Origin of the sequence: Halobellus sp. MBLA0158 (assembly GCF_041477585.1) — an archaeon.
GTDB lineage: Archaea > Halobacteriota > Halobacteria > Halobacteriales > Haloferacaceae > Haloquadratum > Haloquadratum rubicundus.
The window spans coordinates 1,062,088-1,082,658 of record NZ_JBGNYA010000001.1 but is presented as its reverse complement, the minus strand read 5'-3'; the positions used below and the strand labels follow the sequence as shown (position 1 = coordinate 1,082,658).

The 20,571-nt window shown below is 71.6% G+C and carries 19 protein-coding genes and 1 tRNA gene; 8 read left to right on the top strand and 12 right to left on the bottom strand.

Going from position 1 to position 20,571, the window contains the following annotated elements:
* On the top strand, positions 1 to 1,215 hold the full coding sequence (sufD, locus tag OS889_RS05620; RefSeq protein ID WP_372388057.1) for a Fe-S cluster assembly protein SufD: 1,215 nt from the start codon (positions 1 to 3) through the stop codon (positions 1,213 to 1,215).
* A 63-nt stretch (positions 1,216 to 1,278) separates the two neighbouring features.
* Here the strand turns inward: sufD and OS889_RS05615 are convergent, their stop codons facing one another.
* From OS889_RS05615 to OS889_RS05580, 8 genes are read right to left on the bottom strand one after another with little or no spacing between them, the layout of a single operon-like run.
* Entirely contained in the window at positions 1,279 to 4,341 is a 3,063-nt protein-coding gene (locus OS889_RS05615; protein ID WP_372388055.1) for a DUF7286 family protein, read from the bottom strand.
* Positions 4,342 to 5,256: a DUF7284 family protein gene (locus tag OS889_RS05610; RefSeq protein ID WP_372391558.1), complete on the bottom strand. Its 915-nt coding sequence runs from the start codon at positions 5,254 to 5,256 to the stop codon at positions 4,342 to 4,344.
* A complete protein-coding gene (locus OS889_RS05605) occupies positions 5,253 to 5,672 on the bottom strand; it encodes a DUF7285 family protein (protein ID WP_372388054.1) in 420 nt (139 codons plus the stop codon). The genes OS889_RS05610 and OS889_RS05605 overlap by 4 nt, the downstream gene beginning before the upstream one ends.
* Positions 5,650 to 6,129 (bottom strand): DUF7283 family protein, encoded by a 480-nt coding sequence (locus tag OS889_RS05600; RefSeq protein ID WP_372388052.1) that lies wholly within the window; start codon positions 6,127 to 6,129, stop codon positions 5,650 to 5,652. The genes OS889_RS05605 and OS889_RS05600 overlap by 23 nt, the downstream gene beginning before the upstream one ends.
* Positions 6,130 to 6,186: 57 nt before the next feature.
* Positions 6,187 to 7,959, bottom strand: a complete 1,773-nt coding sequence (locus OS889_RS05595; RefSeq protein WP_372388049.1) for a type II secretion system F family protein — start codon at positions 7,957 to 7,959, stop codon at positions 6,187 to 6,189.
* Positions 7,956 to 10,010: an ATPase, T2SS/T4P/T4SS family gene (locus OS889_RS05590; protein WP_372388046.1), complete on the bottom strand. Its 2,055-nt coding sequence runs from the start codon at positions 10,008 to 10,010 to the stop codon at positions 7,956 to 7,958. Before OS889_RS05590 ends, OS889_RS05595 begins: the two co-directional genes overlap by 4 nt.
* A gap of 43 nt (positions 10,011 to 10,053) precedes the next feature.
* The gene (locus tag OS889_RS05585; protein WP_372388044.1) at positions 10,054 to 10,530 is read right to left on the bottom strand and encodes a DUF7311 family protein; all 477 of its coding nucleotides are present in this window, start codon (positions 10,528 to 10,530) and stop codon (positions 10,054 to 10,056) included.
* Entirely contained in the window at positions 10,527 to 11,015 is a 489-nt protein-coding gene (locus OS889_RS05580) for a DUF7310 family coiled-coil domain-containing protein (protein WP_372388041.1), read from the bottom strand. Before OS889_RS05580 ends, OS889_RS05585 begins: the two co-directional genes overlap by 4 nt.
* Positions 11,016 to 11,138: 123 nt before the next feature.
* Between OS889_RS05580 and OS889_RS05575 the strand changes: the two genes are divergently transcribed.
* Entirely contained in the window at positions 11,139 to 12,227 is a 1,089-nt protein-coding gene (locus tag OS889_RS05575) for a tubulin/FtsZ family protein (protein ID WP_372388038.1), read from the top strand.
* A 42-nt stretch (positions 12,228 to 12,269) separates the two neighbouring features.
* Here the strand turns inward: OS889_RS05575 and OS889_RS05570 are convergent, their stop codons facing one another.
* Complete coding sequence (locus OS889_RS05570) at positions 12,270 to 13,619, bottom strand: alkaline phosphatase family protein (RefSeq protein WP_372388036.1); 1,350 nt, start codon at positions 13,617 to 13,619, stop codon at positions 12,270 to 12,272.
* Between the two features lie 171 nt (positions 13,620 to 13,790).
* Here OS889_RS05570 and OS889_RS05565 point away from each other — a divergent pair, with 171 nt between their 5' ends.
* Genes OS889_RS05565 through OS889_RS05555 form a run of 3 tightly spaced genes read left to right on the top strand, consistent with a single transcriptional unit; the run spans position 13,791 to position 16,511 of the window.
* Positions 13,791 to 14,231, top strand: a complete 441-nt coding sequence (locus tag OS889_RS05565) for a DUF5788 family protein (RefSeq protein WP_372388033.1) — start codon at positions 13,791 to 13,793, stop codon at positions 14,229 to 14,231.
* Complete coding sequence (polX, locus tag OS889_RS05560) at positions 14,228 to 15,982, top strand: DNA polymerase/3'-5' exonuclease PolX (protein ID WP_372388031.1); 1,755 nt, start codon at positions 14,228 to 14,230, stop codon at positions 15,980 to 15,982. The genes OS889_RS05565 and polX overlap by 4 nt, the downstream gene beginning before the upstream one ends.
* A 7-nt stretch (positions 15,983 to 15,989) precedes the next feature.
* On the top strand, positions 15,990 to 16,511 hold the full coding sequence (locus tag OS889_RS05555; RefSeq protein ID WP_372388029.1) for a Mut7-C RNAse domain-containing protein: 522 nt from the start codon (positions 15,990 to 15,992) through the stop codon (positions 16,509 to 16,511).
* Positions 16,512 to 16,515: 4 nt separating this feature from the next.
* Here OS889_RS05555 and OS889_RS05550 read toward each other — a convergent pair whose 3' ends face one another.
* A complete protein-coding gene (locus OS889_RS05550; protein ID WP_372388028.1) occupies positions 16,516 to 17,451 on the bottom strand; it encodes a cell division protein CdpA domain-containing protein in 936 nt (311 codons plus the stop codon).
* Positions 17,452 to 17,618: 167 nt separating this feature from the next.
* Between OS889_RS05550 and OS889_RS05545 the strand changes: the two genes are divergently transcribed.
* From OS889_RS05545 to OS889_RS05535, 3 genes are all read left to right on the top strand, one after another.
* Positions 17,619 to 17,900, top strand: coding sequence for a DUF5789 family protein (locus OS889_RS05545; RefSeq protein ID WP_372388026.1), 282 nt, complete (start codon positions 17,619 to 17,621; stop codon positions 17,898 to 17,900).
* A gap of 12 nt (positions 17,901 to 17,912) precedes the next feature.
* On the top strand, positions 17,913 to 18,602 hold the full coding sequence (locus OS889_RS05540) for a CPBP family glutamic-type intramembrane protease (RefSeq protein ID WP_372388025.1): 690 nt from the start codon (positions 17,913 to 17,915) through the stop codon (positions 18,600 to 18,602).
* Between the two features lie 430 nt (positions 18,603 to 19,032).
* On the top strand, positions 19,033 to 19,866 hold the full coding sequence (locus OS889_RS05535) for an MBL fold metallo-hydrolase (protein WP_372388023.1): 834 nt from the start codon (positions 19,033 to 19,035) through the stop codon (positions 19,864 to 19,866).
* A 260-nt stretch (positions 19,867 to 20,126) separates the two neighbouring features.
* On the opposite strand, the gene OS889_RS05530 is transcribed toward OS889_RS05535, so the two are convergent.
* Together OS889_RS05530 and OS889_RS05525 are read right to left on the bottom strand one after the other, a co-directional pair.
* Positions 20,127 to 20,200 (bottom strand) — tRNA-Arg (locus tag OS889_RS05530).
* Positions 20,201 to 20,285: 85 nt separating this feature from the next.
* A complete protein-coding gene (locus OS889_RS05525; RefSeq protein ID WP_372388022.1) occupies positions 20,286 to 20,555 on the bottom strand; it encodes a Sec-independent protein translocase subunit TatA/TatB in 270 nt (89 codons plus the stop codon).
* Positions 20,556 to 20,571 lie beyond the last annotated feature (16 nt).

Below are 20,571 nucleotides of genomic sequence, written 5' to 3'. Positions count from 1 at the left end.
ATGAGCGGCGTACAACTCCCGGCGAACCTCTCCGAAGAGACGGTTCGCGAAATTTCGGACGCGCGCGACGAGCCCGAGTGGCTGCTCGAACGGCGGCTCTCGGCGCTCGACGCGCTCGACGAACTGGAGCTGCCAGACGTCATCCAAACGCCCGGCCGGCGCTGGACGAACCTCGAAGCGCTCGACTTCGAGTCGCTCGTCGACCCGCTCGATCAGGGCGACGAGACCGAGCGGACCTCGGCCGAGGGCGTCGAGGTCCTCACCTTCACCGAGGCGCTCGACGAGCACCCCGACCTGGTCGAGTCCGCGTTCGGCTCGACGGTCGACCCCGAAGAGAACTACCTGACCGCGCTGTCGGCGGCGCTCTTCACCACCGGCACGGTCGTCTACGTCCCTGAGGGCGTCGACGCCGAGGACGTGACCGTCCGCGCGGAGATGAACTCCCGCTCGCTGTTCAGCCACACGCTCGTCGTCACCGAGGAGTCGTCGTCGGTGACGATTCTGGAGAGCATCGAGTCCGGCGAGGACGTCGACGCCGACGCGCGGTACTTCTCGAACCTCGTCGAGATCGACGCCGGCGAGAACTCCTACGTCCAGTACGGCTCGCTGCAGGACCTCGACGAGGACACCTACACGTACTCGCTGAAGCGCGCGGACGTCGGCACCTACGCGACGGTCAACTGGATCGAGGGCAACCTCGGCTCCCGACTGACCCGCTCTGACGTCGAGTCCGAACTCAACGGCGACTCCTCGGAGACGAAGATCGTCGGCGCGTTCTTCGGTCACGGCGACCAGCACTTCGACGTCAACGCGCGCGTCTGGCACAACGCCGAGAACACGACCGCCGACCTCGTGACCCGCGGCGTCCTCGACGACGAGGCCCGCTCGGTGTACGAGGGCGTCCAGGACGTCGGCCGCGAGGCGTGGAACACCTCCTCGTACCAGCGCGAGAACACGCTGATGCTGTCGGACGACAGCGAGGCCGACGCGTCGCCGAAGCTGATCATCCACAATCACGACACCGAGGCCTCCCACTCCGCGACGGTCGGCCAGGTCGACAAGGAGGACCTGTTCTACATGGTGTCGCGGGCGATCCCCGACGGACAGGCGCGGAATATGCTCGTCGAGGGCTTCTTCGTGCCCGTCCTCGAAGAGATCGCAGTCGACGAGTTCCGCGACGACCTCGAAGGGCTGATCGCCGCGCGGCTCCGCTGATCTCGGACTGACGCGCGGATCCGTTTTTCCCTCTCGACGCTCGACCGACAGCGACGCCGCCGACTACTCCCGCGGACACCGCCCGGTCGGCGTGACACAGCGCGGGCCGGGTTCGGGACCGGCCCACGCCACCGATCGCTCGTCGACATTGCCGTCCGTGTCGCCGACGCCGAGCTTCCCCGCCGGGACGGCCACGACGGCGACCGTCCGGACCCGGAAGCCGATCCGTTCGTTCCGACCGAGGACCTCGGGTTCGCCGTCGCCGTCCACGTCGAAAGCGACCGACGAGCCGTCGCGAACGTACGTCGTGGCGCCCGAGTCGGTCGTGACGGCGAAGCGCCCGTAGGCGCCGCGGGACTCGACGACCCAGACGTTCGCGGTCGCGACCCAGGGGTTGAGCGTCGGGAGGATCGGCAGGCCCGCCGGGATACCGCCGACGGTCCCGTTCGACGCCCGCGCGATCGCCCGCTCGGTCGCGGCTCCCGCCCTCGCCCGTGCCTCCTCGCGGAGGAGCCCTCGGGTCGTCGAGACCGCGTCCTCGACGGCGGCCTGCGAGACGCGGACGTCCGCGCTCGTCGCGGTGTCCCGGAGATCGACGCGGAGCGCCGTTCGGATGCGGTCTTCGGTCACCGTTCGGGAGCCGTCGCTTTCGCGTGCCGCTCCCTCCTCGATCGCGGCCGACGCGACCGCGGCCGCCAGCGATCCGTCCGTCGCGGCGACCGCGCGCTCACCGGGGCTGTCCCATCGCGCGAACGCCCGTCGGACGACGGTCTCGCTCTCGGGACGCGACAGCGACGACTCGCGGGCGAGCGTCCGCGTCGCTCGCTCCCGGATGTGATCCATCGACTGGGCGACTCTCGATCTCAGGTGGTCGGTCCGCGCCCGGAGCGTCGCGTTCGGATGCGCCGCGAGCGTTCGGTCGGCGGCGACGAGCGACTGGCCGGCGGTGTGGAGCGACACGCGACCGGGATCGCCGAAGAGCGTCCGCGTGACCAGGTCCGCGGCGTCGCCGTACGGGACCGCGAAGACGTTGAGGTTCCTGACCGCGAGGCCGACGTACCGCTCGTCGTCGGCGATGCCGTCGACGAGCGACCCCTCGACCGGCGCGGGCGCGAGGTACGCCGGGTCGCCGTCGGGGACGAAGGCGGTCCGTCCGCGGGCCCCGGAGTCGCTCCCGAGGGCGAACCGACGGGACGGGGCTTCGGGCGTCAGGTCGGCGAGGTCGTTCGCTCTGGTCGCCGAGATACCCTTCGCCGCGAGCGCTCGGCCGATGCCGGCGTTCTGCTTCCCCGTCTGCCCCGCGCGCTCGTCCAGGCGAGCGAGCACGAGATCGAGGTACGCGGCGCGCGCGGCGACCCGAGCGCGGTCGGCGGCGCCGTCGTAGCGCCGCGGCGCATCGAGGAGGGCCGCGCGGCGGCTCCTGACCCGATCGGCCAGCCGGGCGGCGCCGTTGCGCTGTCCCGTCGCGGCGTCGCTGGCTGATACCTCCACGGAGAGACGTCGGACCCGTTCCCGGAGCGCCGCGACGTCGGCGTACACCCACGCCGAGAGGTCGTCGGGGCGGTCGCCGGTGAACCGCGTTCGGGCGTTCGTCCGGCCGCCGGTCACCGCCCGTCGAGCGATCGCGTCGGGACCGCCGAGTTCGGCGACGAGGTCCCGGGCGACGGAGCTACCGCCTCGGAGGTTCGGCCCGCCGATCGCGCCGCCCGTCCGGAAGAGCGGGTCGACGGCGCGGTCCGGTCCGCGGGCGTCGCCGAGGCGGCCGGTCGCAGTCACGCGGACGCGATGGGCGTCGCGCCAGGATGCCGAGGTTGTTCTGGGTGAGGCGTTGATCTTGACCCAGGTGCGCCGGACGGTGTGACGTTCGACCACGCGGCGCGTGGCCGCGTAGAGCCGGCGCGCGCGATGGCCGGCGGAGACGACGGCGGTAGAGCGGCCACCGCCCCGGACCGAAACGCTCGTATCGACGTCGGAGTACGCGAGCGTCCAGTTTTCGCCGGGAGCGCGTGGCGACGGCCGACGGCCGTTCCGCACCAGCCGCGCATCGGCGCCGACGCTGACGCTCGCGCGGTAGCTCTCTCGACGGATCGAATCGAGATTCGGACCGTCCGTGCCCCGGAGGAGCGCGACGAAGGCCTCGTCCGCCGTGTCGTTGACGCCGACCGTGATCGTGCGCGTCGCCGGGAGCGCGCCCGGCCGCGAGGCGGCGTCCACGCGTTCGGCGTCGTTCGGATCCGGGAGCTGTCCCGTCACCGCGGCGAGGACGCGGGGGTCGGTCCGCGGCCCGAGGACGTCGGTGACGCCGGTCTGAAGCGTCGCCGCGCGGACGCCAGCGGCGGCCTCGGGGTCGGCGTGTCCGAACGACGCCCGCTGGGCGTCGAGTAAGCCTGCGTTCGTCGAGAGCGCGACGTGGCGGTTGCCGACGACGTTCGAGATCGGCAGCCCGCCGTACTGGCCGAGTCCGCGGGCCTGCGCCATCGCCGTGACGCCGACCGTCAGCCGCCGGGCGAGCCCCGGCGCCGCGATCGGGTCCGCGTCGAGGCGCGTCTGGAAGGCCTCGGTCCGGTCGTGGAGCGCGAGCACGGGAACGGCGACGGTGACGGTGCGGTTCGTCCGGTAAGAGTCGAGGACGCGTCCGTTCCGCTTGACCGTCACCGCGATGCCGCGGACCGTCGCCCGGAGCTCCGTTCCGTCGTCTCGCCCCGCGACGGAGACCCGAGAGAGCGCGCCCTCGACGTCCTCGACACCCGCACCGAACGAGGCGTGGGCGACGCTCTCGCCTCTGCGGTGTTCGATCGGCCCGACCGCGTCGCGGGCGGCGGCGAAGATCCGAAGCCGGAGGGACCGTCGGAACGGGTCCTCCGTTCCGAGTGCTCGGCCGGCGGGCGTGTCGGCCGCGACCGTGACCGGGTCGCGGGCGGCCGCGCGGGCGGCGTCGCGAACCGCAGTGCGGACCGCGGCCGTCACCTCGCCCTCGACGCGGTCGGCCGCGACGTCCGCGGCCCGATCGATCGGTTCCGGGCCCGGCGTCGCGAGCGAGGCAGCGAACGTCGAGCTCCCGACGAGGAGCAACACGCCGAGGAGCGCGAACGGCACGCGTGCGCGGTCGTCGTCGGCGAGCCGCATTCAGATCCCCTCCGACGCGGGCCACGTCCTGACGACGATGCGGACCGAGTCCACCGAGACCGCCTCGACGGCCTCCATCGGCGTGTCGTGCGCCGCCCGCAGGTCGCCGGTGATCCGGGCTTCGAGGCGTCGCGCGACTCGCTCGTTGGCCGCTCTGGTGTCCTCAGTCGCGAGCGGTTCCGTGAGGGATGCGTTCGTCACCGACGCGAGACGGGCGTAGCGGTGGCGCACCAGGGCGGCCGTCGGATCGTCGCCGCGGAGCGTCACGCGCGCCGGCCCCGCGGGGACGAGGACGGCGACCGTGCGGTCGGCCACGGCGGATCCCAGCGCGTCGAAGTCGGTCCGAGCGGACGGCGGGAGCGGCTCGACGCCGGTCGGGATCACGAGCGACGCCGCGTGGACGCGGCCGGCGGGCGGATCGGGACCGACGCCAAACTGTCCACCGACGGGTGCATCCGGATACGGCCGCCACGTCGCGTCCACGCGTACTTTCGCGCCGGTTCGCGCCAGGACGGCGTCGCCCACGGCGCGCGCGAAACCGGACCGCGTTCGCGTGAGCGGATGGATCTCGGGCTCCGTCGTCGCATTCGGCTCGACCGCGTCGAGCGCGACCCCACCGCTGGCGGTCGCGGCGCGAGCCAGCAGCCCCGCGAGACTTCCGTGGCTCGTCCGATCGAGTTCGGGCGAGTCGGGAGCGAACGTCTCCTCGTCTGCGACCGCCGCACCTGACGCGTTCAGCGCGTCGACGTCGGGCGTCAGCGAGTAGTCGACCTGCGCGGTCGTCGTCGCGAGCGCGTCGGCGACGGCGTCGGCGCGGCTGGGCGTCGCCGGGGGCGCCTGGTCGACCGTCACGAGGCCGACGACGCCGGCGGAGAGGAGAAGGAGGCAGACGCCGGCGTCGAGCGCGGCGTTCATCGCCACACCCAGACCGTCAGCCGCCCCCACACGACATCGCCGGTCCCGACATCGACGCTCGCCGGACGGCTCGCCCGGTCGACGTCGACTCCTCCCCGCGGCGGCGGGCTGCCGGAGCCGAAGCGGCCCCGGTCGGTCGTCACTTCGACGGCGACGCGGTAGCCGTCGGGAGCGACGCCGGCGGCCCGCGGCAGCGCGAACGGGTCGACGACTCCGCCAGTGCTCACGGCGTCGTGGACGCGGTCCAGCGTCGGCTCGGCCAAAGCGTTGGTCGTCTCGGAGGGCGTCGCTGCCGTCAGCGCGCTCGCGTACAGCGAGACGCCGGAACAGACCGCGAAGAGCGCTATCAGGGCGACGATCGGCGTCGTCTGCGCCCGCGCGTCCGCGCCGCCCTCACGCGTCGACGAGGACGACATCCACTCCCTCCCAGGTGGTCCGGCGGGCGATCAGCGTCCGGTCGACCTCGCGCCACGGCGCGTCGGTCGCGTTGGCACGGGCGGCGACGACCGCCTGGCGGAACGCCTCGGGCGAGTCGAACGCCCGCTCCGGGGGCATACCGTGGAGGACGTCCCGGAGCGGCGAATCGGTCACGGGGACCGGCGTCACCGGGCCGAACGAGAGCGTCGCGTGCGCGGTCCCGGCGTCCGAACGGAGCGCGATCCGGCGTGTACCAAGCCGGATCTGCTCGGCGTCGAGTGGGTGCTCGGCCGTCGAGGCGTACTCCGCGCCCGCGACCCGGTCGATCGTCGCCGCCACGGCCCCCGCGTCGGGCGGCGGCGCCGTCGGGAGCCCGGCGACCGCCCCGAAGAGCGCGACGCTCGCCAGCGACAGCCCGATCCAGCCGTACCACGCGTCCAGCGTCAGGTCGAACATAGCGCGGATGGCCCCGTTTTGATATATAAACCCTCACGCCCGGACTCGGAAGCGGATTCAGAACAGCGTGGACGCGCCGACGAACGCCGCAAGGTACGCTGCGGTCGCCGAGCAGAGCGCTAGACCGACGCGGTAGCCGACGAGCGAGCGATTGAGGCCGCGGTCGAGCCCGGTCGCGACGACGGTCAGGACGACCGCGAGCACGAGCACGTACGCGCCGACGGCCGTCCCGAAGAGGGAGGGCGCGATCGCGGTCGCGGACTCCGACGCGGCGCCGAACGCGGAGGACGCGGCGGCCGCCGATCCGACGGGCCGGGCCGTCTCCGCCGCGGCCATCTGGACGGCCATCGCGACGGTCGCGCCGCCGACGAGCGGGCCGAAGAGGGCCGCGGTGTGCGTGAGCGTCCCCGTGATCGCCGCGAGCTCGCGGCGGGCATCGGCCTCGACCCGCCGGAGTTCGGTGAGATGATCGGCGAGCCGCACGAGCATCGGGCCGGCCGGACGGCCCTCGCGCCCCGCGATGGCCAGCAGGGTCGCCGTCGCGCGGGCCCGCGGGCTCGGGAGGTCCGCGAGTGCGCCGTGTTCGCCCAGGAACGCGCGGTCGATGCCGACGCGGAGCCGTCGCTGCACGCCGGCCGCCTCGTCGAAGAGGTCGCTCGTCGGGCCGGTGGTCGCCTCCGCCGCCGACTCGATGGCCGTCTCGACGGACTCGCCGGCGCCGACGCGCCGGCCGACGACCGCCGTCGCGTCCGCGAGCCCCGCTTCCGCCCGTCGGACCCGCTTTCTCACCGCGGCCATAGGTCGGTAGTGGACGGCGAGCGCGCCGCCGACGCCGAGTCCGGCGGCCGCGACCGGCGGTGCCCACGGGGCGACGAAGCCACCGACGACGGCGCCGGCTCCCGCGCACGCGACGCCCGCGGCCACGCCGCGAATCGGACCGGAGGGGACGTCGGGGTGGGACGCGAGCACCCGCGCCGGCGCGAGCGCGACCGGCCGCTGGAGGAGCAGCCACGCGCCGGCGACGACCAGGCCGCCCGGGAGAGCGACGTCGTAGAGGAGGACGAACGCGGCAGCCGGCACCGACATCCCGGCCGCGCTGGCGGCGGGAAGCACGCCGACCAGGGCGAGCGGCAGGAGGACGCCGAAGGCGTAGATGCCGCTCGCGGGCCCGCGAACGGCGCCCGCGAAGTCCGCCATCTCCGAGCGGGTGCCGTCGAGCACCGTCTCCAGCGCGCGGTCGAGCGCGCGATCGCGCTCGTCGGTCGGACCGTCGACCGCGGCCGAAAGCAGCGACGTCGAGCGCTCCAGCGCCGGGAACCACGTCCGCCACTCGGCCGCGAACGCGCCGAGCCCCGACGTCGGCCCCGCGCGGGTGCGTTCGACGTGCGCGGCCAGGCTGCGCGCCAGCGGACCCTCCCCCGTCCGCGCGGCGAACAGCGCGGCCCGTTCGGGCGACGGATCGAGCCGGAGCCGCAGCGCCGCGCGGGCGACGAGGCCGGGCGCGTCGCCGAGCGAGCGCGTCCGGCGGAGCGTCGCCGCCGCGACGGGCAGTCGATGGACCACGTGGGTAGCGCACAGTCCGAGCCCGGCCGCCAGCGGCAGCGCCGCGGGAAGTGACAGGCCGGGGATCGCGAGCGCGAGGACGGCGAAGACGGTGACCACGACGACGGGCGCGAGGACGTAGCCGGCGCGGACGACGGTGTCGCCGGCGAGGTCGCTCTCGACGAATGCCAGGGACCGGTGCAGCTCCCGCGTCGGCTCGACGTCGCCCGGATACCAGCCGGCGAGCGTCCGCGCCACCCTGACGACCGCGTCGGCGCCGTTCGTCATCGCGTCTCGCTCCGTTCGGCGTCGAGATCCGCCGGCCGCGTCAGCCCGGTAGTCGCGAGCCGATCGATCCGGGCCGTCCGAGCCCCCAGTGCCGCGAGGAACTCGGCGTAGGACTCGCCCGGTGATCGAAGCCGATCGACGACGGCGCTCTCGCCGCGCTCGATGCGACCGGAGGGACGGAGTTGCCCCGCATCGCGCGCGAAGAGCGCGGGAAACGACGACTCGCCGCCGTGCGTCTCGACCGCCTCGATCGCGGAGACCCGTCGCGCGTCGCCGTCGCGGGTGCAGGTGACGACGAGGTCCGTCGCGCCGAACGACGAGGGCGGCACCCCCAGATCGGAGACGACGCGCTCGCGGACGGCGGCCGCCGAGTCGCCGTGGATCGTCCCTAAGACCGCGTGGCCCTGAGCGCCGACGCGCATCGCCTCGTAGAGCGCGCCCGCCTCCTCGCCGCGGACTTCGCCGACGGCGAGCGCGCCGTCGCCGAGTCGGAGCGCCGCGCGGAGCGCGTCCGTCGGAGCGAATCCGTCGGAGGAGCGCCCCTCGCTCGCCGCATCGCCCAGCACCGCGTCGGTATGGAGCGCCTGCACGTCACGTCCGCGCTCGCGGAGGGATTCGACCGGCAACTCCGGCGTATCCTCGATCGTCACGAGCCGCGTCGCGGCCGGGAGCGCCCACAGCAGCGCCCCGAGCAGGGTCGTCTTCCCGGCGCCGCGGGTGCCGGCGACGATGAGCGCCGAGCCGCGCTCGACTGCGAGCGACAGGAAGGCCGCCGCGCGGGCAGAGAGCGATCCCGCGGCGACGAGTCGGCCGAGCGTCCAGGGCTCGTCGTCGCGGACGCGGAACGCGAATCCGACGCCGTCGCTGGCTGGCGCGGTCACGCCGGCAACGCGTATCCGCCGCCCCGTCTCGGCGACGACAGAGGCGTCGAGCGCGGGCGAGCTCCGCGAGAAGGCCCGCCCGCTCTCCCGGCGGAACCGCGAGGCGAGCGCGGCCGCGCCGCCGGGCGTCAGGTGGACGTTCGTCGGGAACCGCTCGCCGTCGACGACGACCCGGACCGGGCCGTCGACCACGGGCGCGGAGGCGACGACGTCCGAGACCGCCTCGTCGGCGAAGAGGTGCTCGAAGACGCCGAGCCCGCGGGTGTGGCGCGCGAGCACCGCCGAGAGCGTCTCGATCGGCTCGTCGTCGCCCGCGACGCGCCTGACCGCCCGCCCCGGCGCCCGCGATCCGCCGCCGACCGAGCCGTTCGCGAGCACGTCGTAGGCGGTGGCAAGTGTCGCCGTCGCGTCGGCGTCGAGTCCCTCGGTCGCGGGCGTGAGATGGTAGTACGTCCCGGAAGGCGCTTCGCAGATACGTGCCACCGCGCCGGTCGGAAGCGATCGCTCCGAAACGACCCGCGCACCCGGCAGGAGCCGTCGAGACACCCGCGTCCGGGAGATCGTGGGGCCGACGAACGGATCCAGCGCCCGCTCGTAGGCGTCCGATTCGCCGGCCTCCGACGGCGGTGCTCCCTCGGCGCCGACGCGTGCGGCCAGTTCGGCGAGGCCGCACTCGGCGGCGATCCGGGCGACTGCGCCCGCGCGTCCGGTGGCCCTGTGCGCCGCCGAGAGCGGATCACGGCGGGCTCGGTCGGCCAAGTCGGCGTCGTGGACGGCGGCGCGCTCGACGAAGCGGCCGGCGGCGACGAGCAGCGCCAGTGCCGCGTCGACGTACGTGCGCTCGCGGCCTGCGTGTCGGGTCCGAACGGCGTCGACGTCGCGCTCGACGAGGGCGTCGACGACGGTGGCTCGACACGCGGGACCGGCTTCGAGTCGCCCGCGGCCGGGGCAGTCGTCGGCGTCAACGACGAGCACGCACCGATCTGCGAGCCCCAGCCCGGTGGGGGACTCGACGGCGACCGAGCACCGGCAGACTTCCGAGTCCGCCTCCGCGTCGGCGTCCGAAGATGTGGCCTCTGCTGATCCACCGGACAGCCCGACCGAGACCGCGGCGTCGGTGAGCAGTGAACCGAAGGCGTCGGCGCGGAGCGAATCGAGGTATCGCGACATACGGCGGGTGGCCGCGTCTCGGTATATAAACGGTCGGGCGACGTCAGGCGGCGTCGCCGCGGCCGATCACCAGCGCGGGCCCGTCGCCGTCTGCGCCGGCGACGAGCGCGAGCGAGACCGTCTGCCGGCCGCGTCCGCGGAACACGACCGGGCCGGTCGGCGTCCGCACGGGCACCGGTAGCGAGAGCGCGCGGAGTCGCGTCGGCGACGAGGGCAGCGCGTAGGCGAGCACCGAGCGGTTCCCGGACCCGCCGGGGCGCCCGCCGACGGCGACGAACGCGGGCCGCGCCGTCGTCCACGACGCCCCCGGGTACGTGAACGCGACGCCGCGCGTGGCCGCCAGATCGACGCTGGTGGCCGAATCGCTGGTCGCCGCGAGCGACCGTCCGGCCCGGTCCAGCCGATCGCCGAACGCCTCGACGGTGTCGGCCGTCCGCGTCGCCTGCGCGTCCTCGACCGCCGGGGCTGCCGCCGCGACCATCGCGACCGCGAGCGCCGCGGCGACGACCAGCCGGATCACCGGAGCACGCCGCGCAGCCTCGCCGCGAGGCCGTCGTCGGCGTCGGTGTCACGTCCGTCCGACACTGAGGACGGCGATGCCGCCGAGTGATTCGCGTTCGCCGGCGGCCGAGCCTCGTCGGCCACCGGTCGCTCGGAGCGAGTGGACGCCGCCGGGGCCGTCCCGTTCTCCGAGGCCCCGCCACCCGACCGAGCCTCCCCGTCCGACGGCTCGGCAAGCCGCTCGCGGACGAGTCCGGGCTCGGCGGCGGCGAACTCGCGTTCGAGCGATTCGGCTTTGGCGAGCGCGATCGACGCGCGGCGATCGACCGACTCGTCGACGGCCGCGATGCCGCCGAGCAGCCCACGGGCCGCGTCGAGTTCCGACTCCAGAGACGCGACGCGGCGTTCCAGTCGGTCGATTCGCTCTCGGGCGTCTTCGGTGCCGCTATTCGCGTTCGCGTCCCGCGTCGATCCGTCGTCCGCGCCGTCGGAGTCGCTCGTCATACCGCGGGTGGGTGCGGTATCCGATATAAACCGTCGGGCGGGAGTCGTGGGGGAGCGACGGCTGACGAGGCGACCGGCTCCAGGAGGCGAACGTTGAAGGGTCGTCTCGCCGATGGGGCGAGTATGAAGTCCGTCCTGATCGGCGTCGGCCAGGCCGGCGGGAAACTCGCCCGCGAACTGGTCGAATACGACGAACGGATGGGGTTCGGCTCCGTCCGCGGCGCGGTCGCGGTCAACACCGCCAAGACCGACCTCCAGGATCTGCCCTTCGAGACCGTCCTCATCGGCCAGGACAGGGTGAAGGGCCACGGCGTCGGCGGCGACAACGAACTCGGCGCCGAGGTGATGCAGTCCGACACACAGGAGGTGCTGTCGGCGCTCGACGGCCGCGTGGTCGCCGGGACCGAGTCCATCTTTGTGGTCGCGGGACTCGGCGGCGGCACCGGCAGCGGCGGCGCCCCGGTCCTGACGAGGGAACTCAAGCGCATCTACGACGTCCCCGTCTACGGCCTCGGCATCCTCCCCGGCAAGGACGAGGGGTCGATGTACCAGGTGAACGCCGGCCGGTCGCTGAAGACCTTCGCGCGCGAGGCCGACTCCCTCCTCCTCGTCGACAACGACGCCTTCCGCTCGGTGGGCGAGAGCGTCACCGAGGGCTACGACTCGATCAATCACGAGATCGCCCAGCGCGTCGGCCTGCTTCTCGCCTCCGGCGAGGCCGTCGAGGGCGTCGCCGAGAGCGTCGTCGACTCCTCGGAGATCATCAACACGCTCCGCTCCGGCGGCATCGCCGCGCTCGGCTACGCCTCGGCGGAGGCCGCCCCCGACGCCGAGGAGAACATCAACGCCGTGATGAGCACGACCCGGCGCGCCCTCCTCACCGGATCGAGCCTGCCGGACGCGACCGACGCCGACGCCGCGCTCCTGATCGTCGCCGGCGACCAGGACGCCATCCCGCGGAAGGGCGTCGAGCGCGCGCGCCGGTGGGTCGAAGAGGAGACGGGGAGCCTCCAGGTCCGCGGTGGGGACTTCCCCCTCTCCAGCGACCGGATCGCCACGCTCGTGCTCCTGGGCGGCGTCGAGCGCTCCGAGCGCCTGGAGACGTTCCTCCAGCGGGCGAAAGACGCCCAGGAGGAAGACGTCGAGGGGGCGGCCGAGCGGACCGATCCGGCCGAGCAGTGGACGAACGACGAACTGGACGACCTGCTGTAAGCGCGGGAAAACGGGGTATTCTGCGGGTGATCCGACGGCGACTTACTGCTTGAGGAGGCTCGCCCCGTCGAGGTCGGTGCGGGCGTAGTCGACCTCCAGCAGGTCCAGGATCGTCGGCGCGATGTCGTAGAGGTCCGCGTCCTTGATCTCGACGTCCGGGTCGTCGACGTACAGCGTCGCGTTGTCGAAGCTGTGCATCCCGTTCCGTGGCCCGGTGCCGAAGACCTCCTCGCTGCCCTTGAAACCGGACTTGAGATCGAAGCCGTGGTTCGGGACGACGACGAGGTCCGGCGCGATGTCGTCGTGGTCGCCGCGGAAGGCGTCTTCCTTCTCGACGACGCGGTCTGCGACCTTCTTGCCGTCGGGGCCTTCAAGCTCCTCCAGTTCGGCTTTGAGTTCTGCGCGCACCGCCTCGTAGTCGTCCTGCGGGACGCTCCCGCGGGGCTCGCGGCCTTCGAGGTTGATGTAGAAGCGGCCGGGGATCAGCGAGTACGCCCGGGTGTCGTCGGCGATGTCGCCGAGCTCCTCGTGGTCGTCGTCCTCGTAGGAGAGCCAGCCCTGCTCTTCGAGCCAGGCGTTGCAGTGGACCTCGTAGTCGAGCGAGGTGAAGCCGTGGTCGGAGGCGACGACGAGCGTGACGTCGTCCGGCAGCGACGCGCGGATCTCGCCGACGTACTCGTCGACCTTCTCGTAGAACTCCAGGAACGCCTCCTTGTTCTCGCCGTCGCGCTCGTAGTCCTTGAACAGGAAGTGGTTCACCCGGTCGGTCGTCATGAACACGCCGAAGAAGAGGTCCCAGTCGTCGGCGCCGATGACGTTCTGGAACGCCTCGTGGCGGCGGTCGAGCGTCTCGTGGGCGTTCTCGATGAACTCCGTCTTGTCGTCGTCGTGGCCGAGCTTGGCGTTGACGTCGATCCGGTAGCCCAGGTCGTCGAGTTCGTCCCGGAACTCGTCGGGGAGGGCCGCCTTGTCGACGCCGGGCGAGAGGAAGCCCGAGACCATCCGCTGGACGTTGCGCTGCGGCGGGAACGTCACGGGGACGTTCAGCACGCTCGCCTGGCGGCCGGCGTCGGTGACGCGGTCCCAGAGCCGCGTCGCCTGGACGTCCCGGCCCATCGGGACGTAGGTGTCGTAGGAGCCGTTTTCCCTATCTTGGAAGCCGTAGACGCCCGTCTCGCCGGGATTCACGCCCGTCGTGAGGGAGGGCCAACACGCCGAGGACTCGGGGGGAACGATGCTCTCGATCGCGCCCGCGCTCCCCTCCTCGGCGAGGGCGGCGAAGTTCGGAAAGCGGTCCGGGTTGTCGGAGAGAAGACTAAACGGCACGCCGTCGATACCGACGAAGGCGACGCGCGGGTGGTCCTCCCCGCGCAGTCGATCGAACAGTCCCATACCGACCGTATTCCGACGGTAGTCATAAGTATGTTCGTCTCTCGGCGGCCGTCTGCCGCCGTCTGCGACACCGACGGGAGGCGGACGAACGAGTGCGATCGGGGGTACGACCGGGGGAGTGCGATCGGCGAAGGAGCGAAGTGTGCGCCCGCGCTAGGGGCCACAAGAGCCGTGAAGGAGTTCGAACGGAAACAGTTGCTGGAGCGGGTCAACCGCGAGGCCGCGACCGTCGGTGCGGACATCCCGGACGCGATCGACGTCCAGGGCGAGGAGATCGACCTCCGGGACTTCGTCTTCGAGATCAAGCGCCGCGACACGATCCCCTCGGGCGAGCGCGAACGGGTCGAGCGCGCGAAGAAGAACCTCCGCCGGGAGCGCCTCCAGCGCCTCCAGCGGATCGAAGACGGCGAGATCAGCTACGAGAAGGGCGAGGAGCTCGCCGAGAGCATCGTCGGAATCGACCGGGCGCTGAACGCCCTCGAACAGCTCCGGCCGGTCGACCTCGAACAGGAGGCAGACGTCCAGGAGGCCGCCGACCGGAAGCGCTGGATGAAGTTCCTGAAGCAGGCGCTCGGACGCGAGGACGCCGGCGGGAGCGGGAGGCGGCTGTGAGCCGGAACGCGGAGGTCGCCTCGCAGTTGGAGGAGTTCGCCGACCTCCTCGAAGCCGACGGCGTCGAGTACAAGCCGAACGTCTACCGGCGGGCGGCCGAGAACATCCGCGAGCACCCCGAGCCGATCGAGGCGCTGGCGGCCGAGGGCGCCGAGGCGGTCGAGGAGATCGACGGCGTCGGCGACGCCATCTCCGCGAAGGTCGTCGAGTACGTCGAAACGGGAGAAATCGAAGAGCTGAGCGAACTCCGCGAGGAGCTCCCGGTCGACATCGAGGCGCTCACGCGCGTCGAGGGCGTCGGCCCGAAGACCGTCGGAACGCTCTACGAGGCGCTCGGGATCACCACGCTCGACGAGCTCGCGGCGGCGGCCGAGGCCGGAGAGATTCAGGAGGTGAAGGGCTTCGGCCCCAAGACGGAGGCGAACATCCGCGAGAACGTCGGGTTCGCCCGGCAGGCCCAAGAGCGCGAGCGCCTGGGCGACGCGCGGCCGCTCGCCGACGACGCCCTCGCGTACCTCCGCGAGGTCGACGCCGTCGCGGAGGCGGAAGTCGCGGGGTCGATCCGCCGCTGGCGCGACACCATCGGCGACGTGGACGTGCTCGTCGCCAGCGAGTCGGGCGAGCGCGTCGTCGACGCGTTCACCGAGTGGTCGACGCTGACCGACGTCATCGAGGCCGGCCAGCACAAGGCCAGCGGCCGGGCCGGCGACGTCCGGATCGACCTCCGAGTCGTCTCGGAATCCGAGTTCGGCGCCGCGCTCCAGTACTTCACCGGGAGCAAGGACCACAACGTCCGGCTCCGGAACGTCGCGATCGAGCGGGACCTGAAGATGAACGAGTACGGCGTCTTCGACGTCTCGGAGGTCGACGATCCCGACGCGGACCAGCGCGTCGGCGAGCGGGTCGCCGGCGAAACCGAGGAGTCGATGTACGCCGCGCTCGACCTGCCGTGGATACCCCCCGAACTCCGCGAGGGGACCGGCGAGATCAACGCCGCCAGCGAGGGAGCCCTCCCGGAGCTACTGGGAGAGGACGACCTCCACGGGGACCTCCACACCCACACCGACTGGTCCGACGGGCGCAGTAGCGTGAGCGAGATGGTCGAAGCCGCCGTCGACCGCGGCTACGACTACTACGCCGTGACCGACCACGCGACCGGACCGGGGATGGTCGGCGGCGTCGGCCTCTCGGACGACGACCTGCGGGAACAGATGGGAGCGATCGAAGACGCCCGCGAGGAGTACGGCGAGGACCTGACGCTCTTTCACGGCGTCGAGACGAACGTCGACAGCGACGGCGACCTCTCGACCGGCGACGACGTCCTCGACGAACTGGACGTCGTCGTCGCCTCCCCGCACGCCGCGCTCGGCCAGGACCGGGAGGCGGCCACGGAGCGGCTCGTCCGCGCGGTCGAACACCCCAGCGTCGACGTCCTGGGCCACCCGACGGGACGGCTGATCAACGAGCGCGAGGGACTGGAGTTCGACGTCGAGCGGGTCGCGACCGCCGCTTCCGACGCCGGGACCGCGATCGAGATCAACGCCGACCCCGCGCGTCTGGACCTGCGCGGCGAGCTCGTCCGCGTCGCCGTCGACGCCGGCGCGACGATCGCGATCGACACCGACGCCCACGCCCCGGGCGCGCTGGACTACGCGCGGTACGGCGTCCACACCGCCCGTCGCGGCTGGTGCGAGCCCGACGACGTACTGAACGCGTGGGCCGTCGGCGATCTGCGATCGTTCCTGCACTGAGGCGACGATGACGGACCGGACGACGGACGAGGCGGCGAACGACCGGGCGGGGACGGATCCGTCGCGGCTCCTCCTCGACGCGATGCTCGGCAAGCTCACCACCTATCTGCGGATGTGCGGCTACGACGCCGCGTACGTGCTGGAACGCGACGGCGAGCGCGCGCGACCGGACTCCGACCCGGGCGACGACGAGATCGCCGCGATGGCCCGCGCCTCGGACCGGACGCTCCTCACCCGCGATTCGGATCTCGCAGCGCGCGTCGACGGCGCGGTGCTCGTCAAGAGCAAGGACGTCCGGCAGCAACTCCGTGAGGTCGACGACGCGGGCTACGACCTCTCGCTATCCGAGTCACCGAAGCGGTGTGCGGCCTGCAACGGCGAGCTTCGGTCGGTCGACGCCGACGAGTCACTTCCCTCGTACGCGCCCGATCCCGCCGAGACCGACTGCTGGCGGTGTCTGGACTGCGGGCAGGCGTTCTGGAAGGGTAGCCACTGGGACGACGTGGCGGAGACATTAGGAGAGCTGTGAGGGTCTATCGTCGCCGCGACCGCGAGGTCCACTCCTCGCAGGGGTCCATATCGTCCATCAGTTCCTCGGTGGCCCCGCAGTAGGGCCGGATCCCCTCGTCGGTCCGGACGTACTCGAAGTGCGCGCAGTTGCCGCAGTAGGTGTCGCTGGCGTCGAGGCTGCGTCCCGACGCGTCGTTCTCCGAGCCGCCGGGTGGTCGGGGGCCGTTCGCCGTCAGCGACGCGTCCGTCGCGGAGCCGCCTCCGGCCGTCGGTTCGTCCATCGGCGAGGAGATCGACTCCGCGTCGGTGCCGCCGTCGGAGGCGGTGCCGGCCGACCCCGAGGACCCGCTGCGGCCGCCGGTCTGGGTCTCGACCTCGCCGTCGGGCGTGCCGCCGAAGAAGCCGATGCCGCCGAAGCCGCCGCGGTCGCGCTCGACGGGGACGTACCGCGTCTCGCGCTTCCGGGTGACGTTCACCGTGGCGGTGCCCCCGGGGTCGTTGCGCGTCTTGAAGTTGGCGACGCCGACGAACAGACACCAGAAGGTGACGATCGCGCCGAGGAAGTAGACGCTGACGGTCATAAGCGTCAGGTCCGGCTTCCCCGCGCCGCAGAGCGATCCGGACCACATACACGGATACGCGTGCGTGAAGAGTGCGACGCCGACGACGGCGATGCCGGCGCCGATGACCGCCGCGGCCTTCGTGAGCCGCCCGGACGGGAGCACGGCGAAGATGCCGAGGAACACCGCGGGGACGCCGACGCCCGCGAGCACGCCCCCGAGCTGACGCTTCGCCGTCAGGGCGGCGAGGTCGGACCCGTAGAGGACGTCCGTGGTCGCGACGACGATTCCGGTCACCACCAGGAGCGCGCCGGCGAGGAACAGCCCCAATCCGAAGAGTAGTCGCCGGAGGCTCGCCCCCGACTGCTTCCCCCTGTAGACCTCCGAGAGACTGGGCATAGTGGCCATTCGGGGCCACCACACAAAACGATGCGTCAGACGGACGCACGACGGCCGTCCGAATCGGACGGATATCCCCGCGGGCGCCGGAGCCCGCCGGCGACCCCGAGCCCGGGGCGAACGGGCGTGTCGAAGGGATTAATGTCGCGGGTGGCGAACCGCGGCGTATGGCAGACGAGGAGGAATCCGAGGGTCCCGTCGTCGAGTTGGGCGAGGAGACGCCCGTCGAAGGACAGCCGCTCGCGCGGGTCGCCGCGCGCCTCACCTGGCCCCACGAGAAGAGCCGGATCGAAGACCAGGAGGGCGACAGCGTCATCCGGACGCCGTCGGGACCACAGCAGCTCTCGGACGTCTTGGCGGAGGTCGACGAGACGTACTTCGACTCCCGCCAGTCGTTCGTGAACCACGTCAAAGACGCTGTCGGCGACGGTCCGATCCCGACGGAGTAGGGCCCTCAGACGGTGTCGGTCCACGCCCGCCTCCGCGACGCCGCCGCCGAGTCGACGTGGCTCCAGCGGTCGGTCGTCGTCGGCCTCGCCCTCTCGATCGCGTGGAGTTCGTGGTCGGTACCGCCGTCTGACCTCACCGCACGGGCCGTCCGCGACGTGGTCGTCTTCCTCCTGATTCCCGCGACGCTGGCGGCCACACACGGCCGCGATCTGGGGTTCCACGTCGACCGGCGCGCCCTCCGCGACACGCTCGCGCTCGCGGCGTTCGTCTTTCCCTTCTACCTCGTGGGGGCGTCGCTCCCCAGCATCCGCGCGTACTATCCGATGTGGGAGACCTCGACCGCGCTCGGGGAGTTCCTCCCGCATATGGTCCAACAGCTCCTCGTCGTCGTCGCCGCCGAGACCTATTATCGCGGACTGCTCTGTGTCGGCGTCAGCGACGAGTTCGGCTTCAAGAGCGTCTTCATCTCCCCGGTCGTCTACGCGCTCCACCACGTCGGGAAGCCCCCGATCGAACTGCTGCTGTCGGGGCCGACAGACGTCCTCTTCGGCGCGGTCGACTACCACAGCCAGTCGCTGCTCCCCTCGATCGTCGCCCACGGGCTGGGGCTCACGCTCTTAGACTGGCTGACGCTCCACGATCCGGTCATACCGCCCGAGGCGGTGCTCTCGGCGCTCCGATGGCTGCCGGTGCCGTTGTAGAGAGCAGGTCGCACGCGCGGACAGCACAGAAACAGTATCGTAACGTCTGCAAGTCAGGATCGCCGTCCGGCAGAGAGCCTCACAGGAGAAGCCGTCGGACTCACGAATCGGCGTTCGGCCGACGGTCCCGCGACCCGAGCTGGCGCATCGCCGCGTCCATCTGCGAGAAGTGTGCCGTCTCCCTGTTATGCGTTGACATAGCAATTTGTCGAAAGTGGGTATGACATAAGTACTTTTTGTCGATACAATCTGATGTGGTACCCCATCATTACATTCATTATATGCGTATTCGTTTTCTTATTTTCTGTATTATGCCAAGGTCTGAATTTCTTTCACAGACTGCTAGCTGGTCTCCAGAGTTCTCCGCCGGGCGGCTATCGGCGCTCGTCGAACCGACAGAATTAGTCCACGGACGGCTGTACCGACGCGTATGGTCGAAAGCGACTGGGGCGATTGGCTCCCGCGTGCGGTCGAATCGGCGGACCCCGAGACGGTCGCGATCTGGTATCTCGGGTGCAACGGATTCATCCTCAAGGGGTCGGCCGGAACGACGGTCGCGATCGATCCCTACCTGGGCACGGGCGACCCGCCGCGGACGGTCCGGATGATCCCGGTGCCGTTCGACCCCGCGGACGTCGCGGAGATGGACGCCGTCTTCGCGACCCACGAGCACACCGACCACACCCACGGTCCGAGTCAGGCCCCGATCCTGGAGCGCACGGGCGCGGACTTCTATGCCCCCGACGACTCCCTTTCGGTCGCCTACGACGACGAGGCGTGGCTCGACGAGTACGACCTCGACGAGGCGCAGTTCCACGAGGTCGCCGAGGGCGACACCCTCGACGTCGGGGAGTTCACCGTTCACGTCGAGATCTCCCACGACCCCGACTCGACCCATCCGGTGTCGTACGTCTTCGAACACGACTCGGGGACGTTCTTCCACGGCGGCGACACGAAGCCCCACGAGGACTTCGACGCGGTGGGCGAGCGCTACGACGTCGACCTCGGGGTGCTGGCGTTCGGCGCGATCGGCAACATCGACGACAAGCAGACGGGCGAGCCGAAGCGCACGCGGTGGTACTCCACGGAGAACGAAGCCGTGAAGGCCGCCTCGGACCTCCGGTTCGACCGCCTCCTCCCGAGCCACTGGGATATGTGGAAGGGGCTGACCGCGGACCCGAAGGCCCTCCATCACCACGCGCGGAGCTACGAGTACCCGAAGTCGCTGGAGATCGCCGAGATCGGCGATCGCGTGGACCTCTGAATTACCGAAGGAGGAAACGGACGCGGCGGGACTCTCGCGAGCACAGCGAGCGGGAGGTCGCCGCGTGCGTGAGCGGAGCGAACGGACGCGGCGGGATTCGAACCACGGTCGGACGTGCTCGCTCCGCTGCGTGCGACCTCCCTGATTCGAATCCCTCAGTGTCGTTTTCACGCCTCGCTATCGCTCGGCGGAAAACGGGCGCGGCGGGACTCCCGCGAGCATAGCGAGCGGCAGGTCGCCGCGTTCGTGAGCGAAGCGAACGGACGCGGCGGGATTCGAACCCGCGCTCTAGGGGTTAGGAACCCCTCGCCCTGGTCCACTAGGCCACGCGTCCCGCGATCGAATAGCGGAGCGATCGCTTAAACAGATACGGTTTCGCACCGACCGAGAAAAGACCGGGTGGGGACGGGCGTCGGGCGTCAGTTCGTTTCCGTCGACGTCTCGGTCGACGTCTCGGAGTCGCTCGACGTCGTCGCCTCGGACTCCTCGTCTTCGTCCTCGTCCATCTGTTGCAGTTCCTCTTCGATCTCTTCGCGGCCGCGCTTGAACTCCCCCATCGCCTGCCCCGTCGACCGGGCGAGTTTCGGGATCTTGTTCGCGCCGAACAGCAACACCAGTATGAGCAGGACGACGAGCACCTCCGGCCCACCCGGCAGCCCCGGGAACAGAGGGGTGATAGTTCCGTACATCGCTACCCGGACCTAA

Excerpts from the sequence above, each read along its gene's own strand:
- sufD (WP_372388057.1), top strand. The coding sequence starts at position 1 with ATGAGCGGCGTACAACTCCCGGCGAACCTCTCCGAAGAGACGGTTCGC.
- OS889_RS05615 (WP_372388055.1), bottom strand. The coding sequence starts at position 4,341 with ATGCGGCTCGCCGACGACGACCGCGCACGCGTGCCGTTCGCGCTCCTC.
- OS889_RS05610 (WP_372391558.1), bottom strand. The coding sequence starts at position 5,256 with ATGAACGCCGCGCTCGACGCCGGCGTCTGCCTCCTTCTCCTCTCCGCC.
- OS889_RS05605 (WP_372388054.1), bottom strand. The coding sequence starts at position 5,672 with ATGTCGTCCTCGTCGACGCGTGAGGGCGGCGCGGACGCGCGGGCGCAG.
- OS889_RS05600 (WP_372388052.1), bottom strand. The coding sequence starts at position 6,129 with ATGTTCGACCTGACGCTGGACGCGTGGTACGGCTGGATCGGGCTGTCG.
- OS889_RS05595 (WP_372388049.1), bottom strand. The coding sequence starts at position 7,959 with ATGACGAACGGCGCCGACGCGGTCGTCAGGGTGGCGCGGACGCTCGCC.
- OS889_RS05590 (WP_372388046.1), bottom strand. The coding sequence starts at position 10,010 with ATGTCGCGATACCTCGATTCGCTCCGCGCCGACGCCTTCGGTTCACTG.
- OS889_RS05580 (WP_372388041.1), bottom strand. The coding sequence starts at position 11,015 with ATGACGAGCGACTCCGACGGCGCGGACGACGGATCGACGCGGGACGCG.
- OS889_RS05575 (WP_372388038.1), top strand. The coding sequence starts at position 11,139 with ATGAAGTCCGTCCTGATCGGCGTCGGCCAGGCCGGCGGGAAACTCGCC.
- OS889_RS05570 (WP_372388036.1), bottom strand. The coding sequence starts at position 13,619 with ATGGGACTGTTCGATCGACTGCGCGGGGAGGACCACCCGCGCGTCGCC.
- OS889_RS05555 (WP_372388029.1), top strand. The coding sequence starts at position 15,990 with ATGACGGACCGGACGACGGACGAGGCGGCGAACGACCGGGCGGGGACG.
- OS889_RS05550 (WP_372388028.1), bottom strand. The coding sequence starts at position 17,451 with ATGCCCAGTCTCTCGGAGGTCTACAGGGGGAAGCAGTCGGGGGCGAGC.
- OS889_RS05545 (WP_372388026.1), top strand. The coding sequence starts at position 17,619 with ATGGCAGACGAGGAGGAATCCGAGGGTCCCGTCGTCGAGTTGGGCGAG.
- OS889_RS05535 (WP_372388023.1), top strand. The coding sequence starts at position 19,033 with ATGGTCGAAAGCGACTGGGGCGATTGGCTCCCGCGTGCGGTCGAATCG.
- OS889_RS05525 (WP_372388022.1), bottom strand. The coding sequence starts at position 20,555 with ATGTACGGAACTATCACCCCTCTGTTCCCGGGGCTGCCGGGTGGGCCG.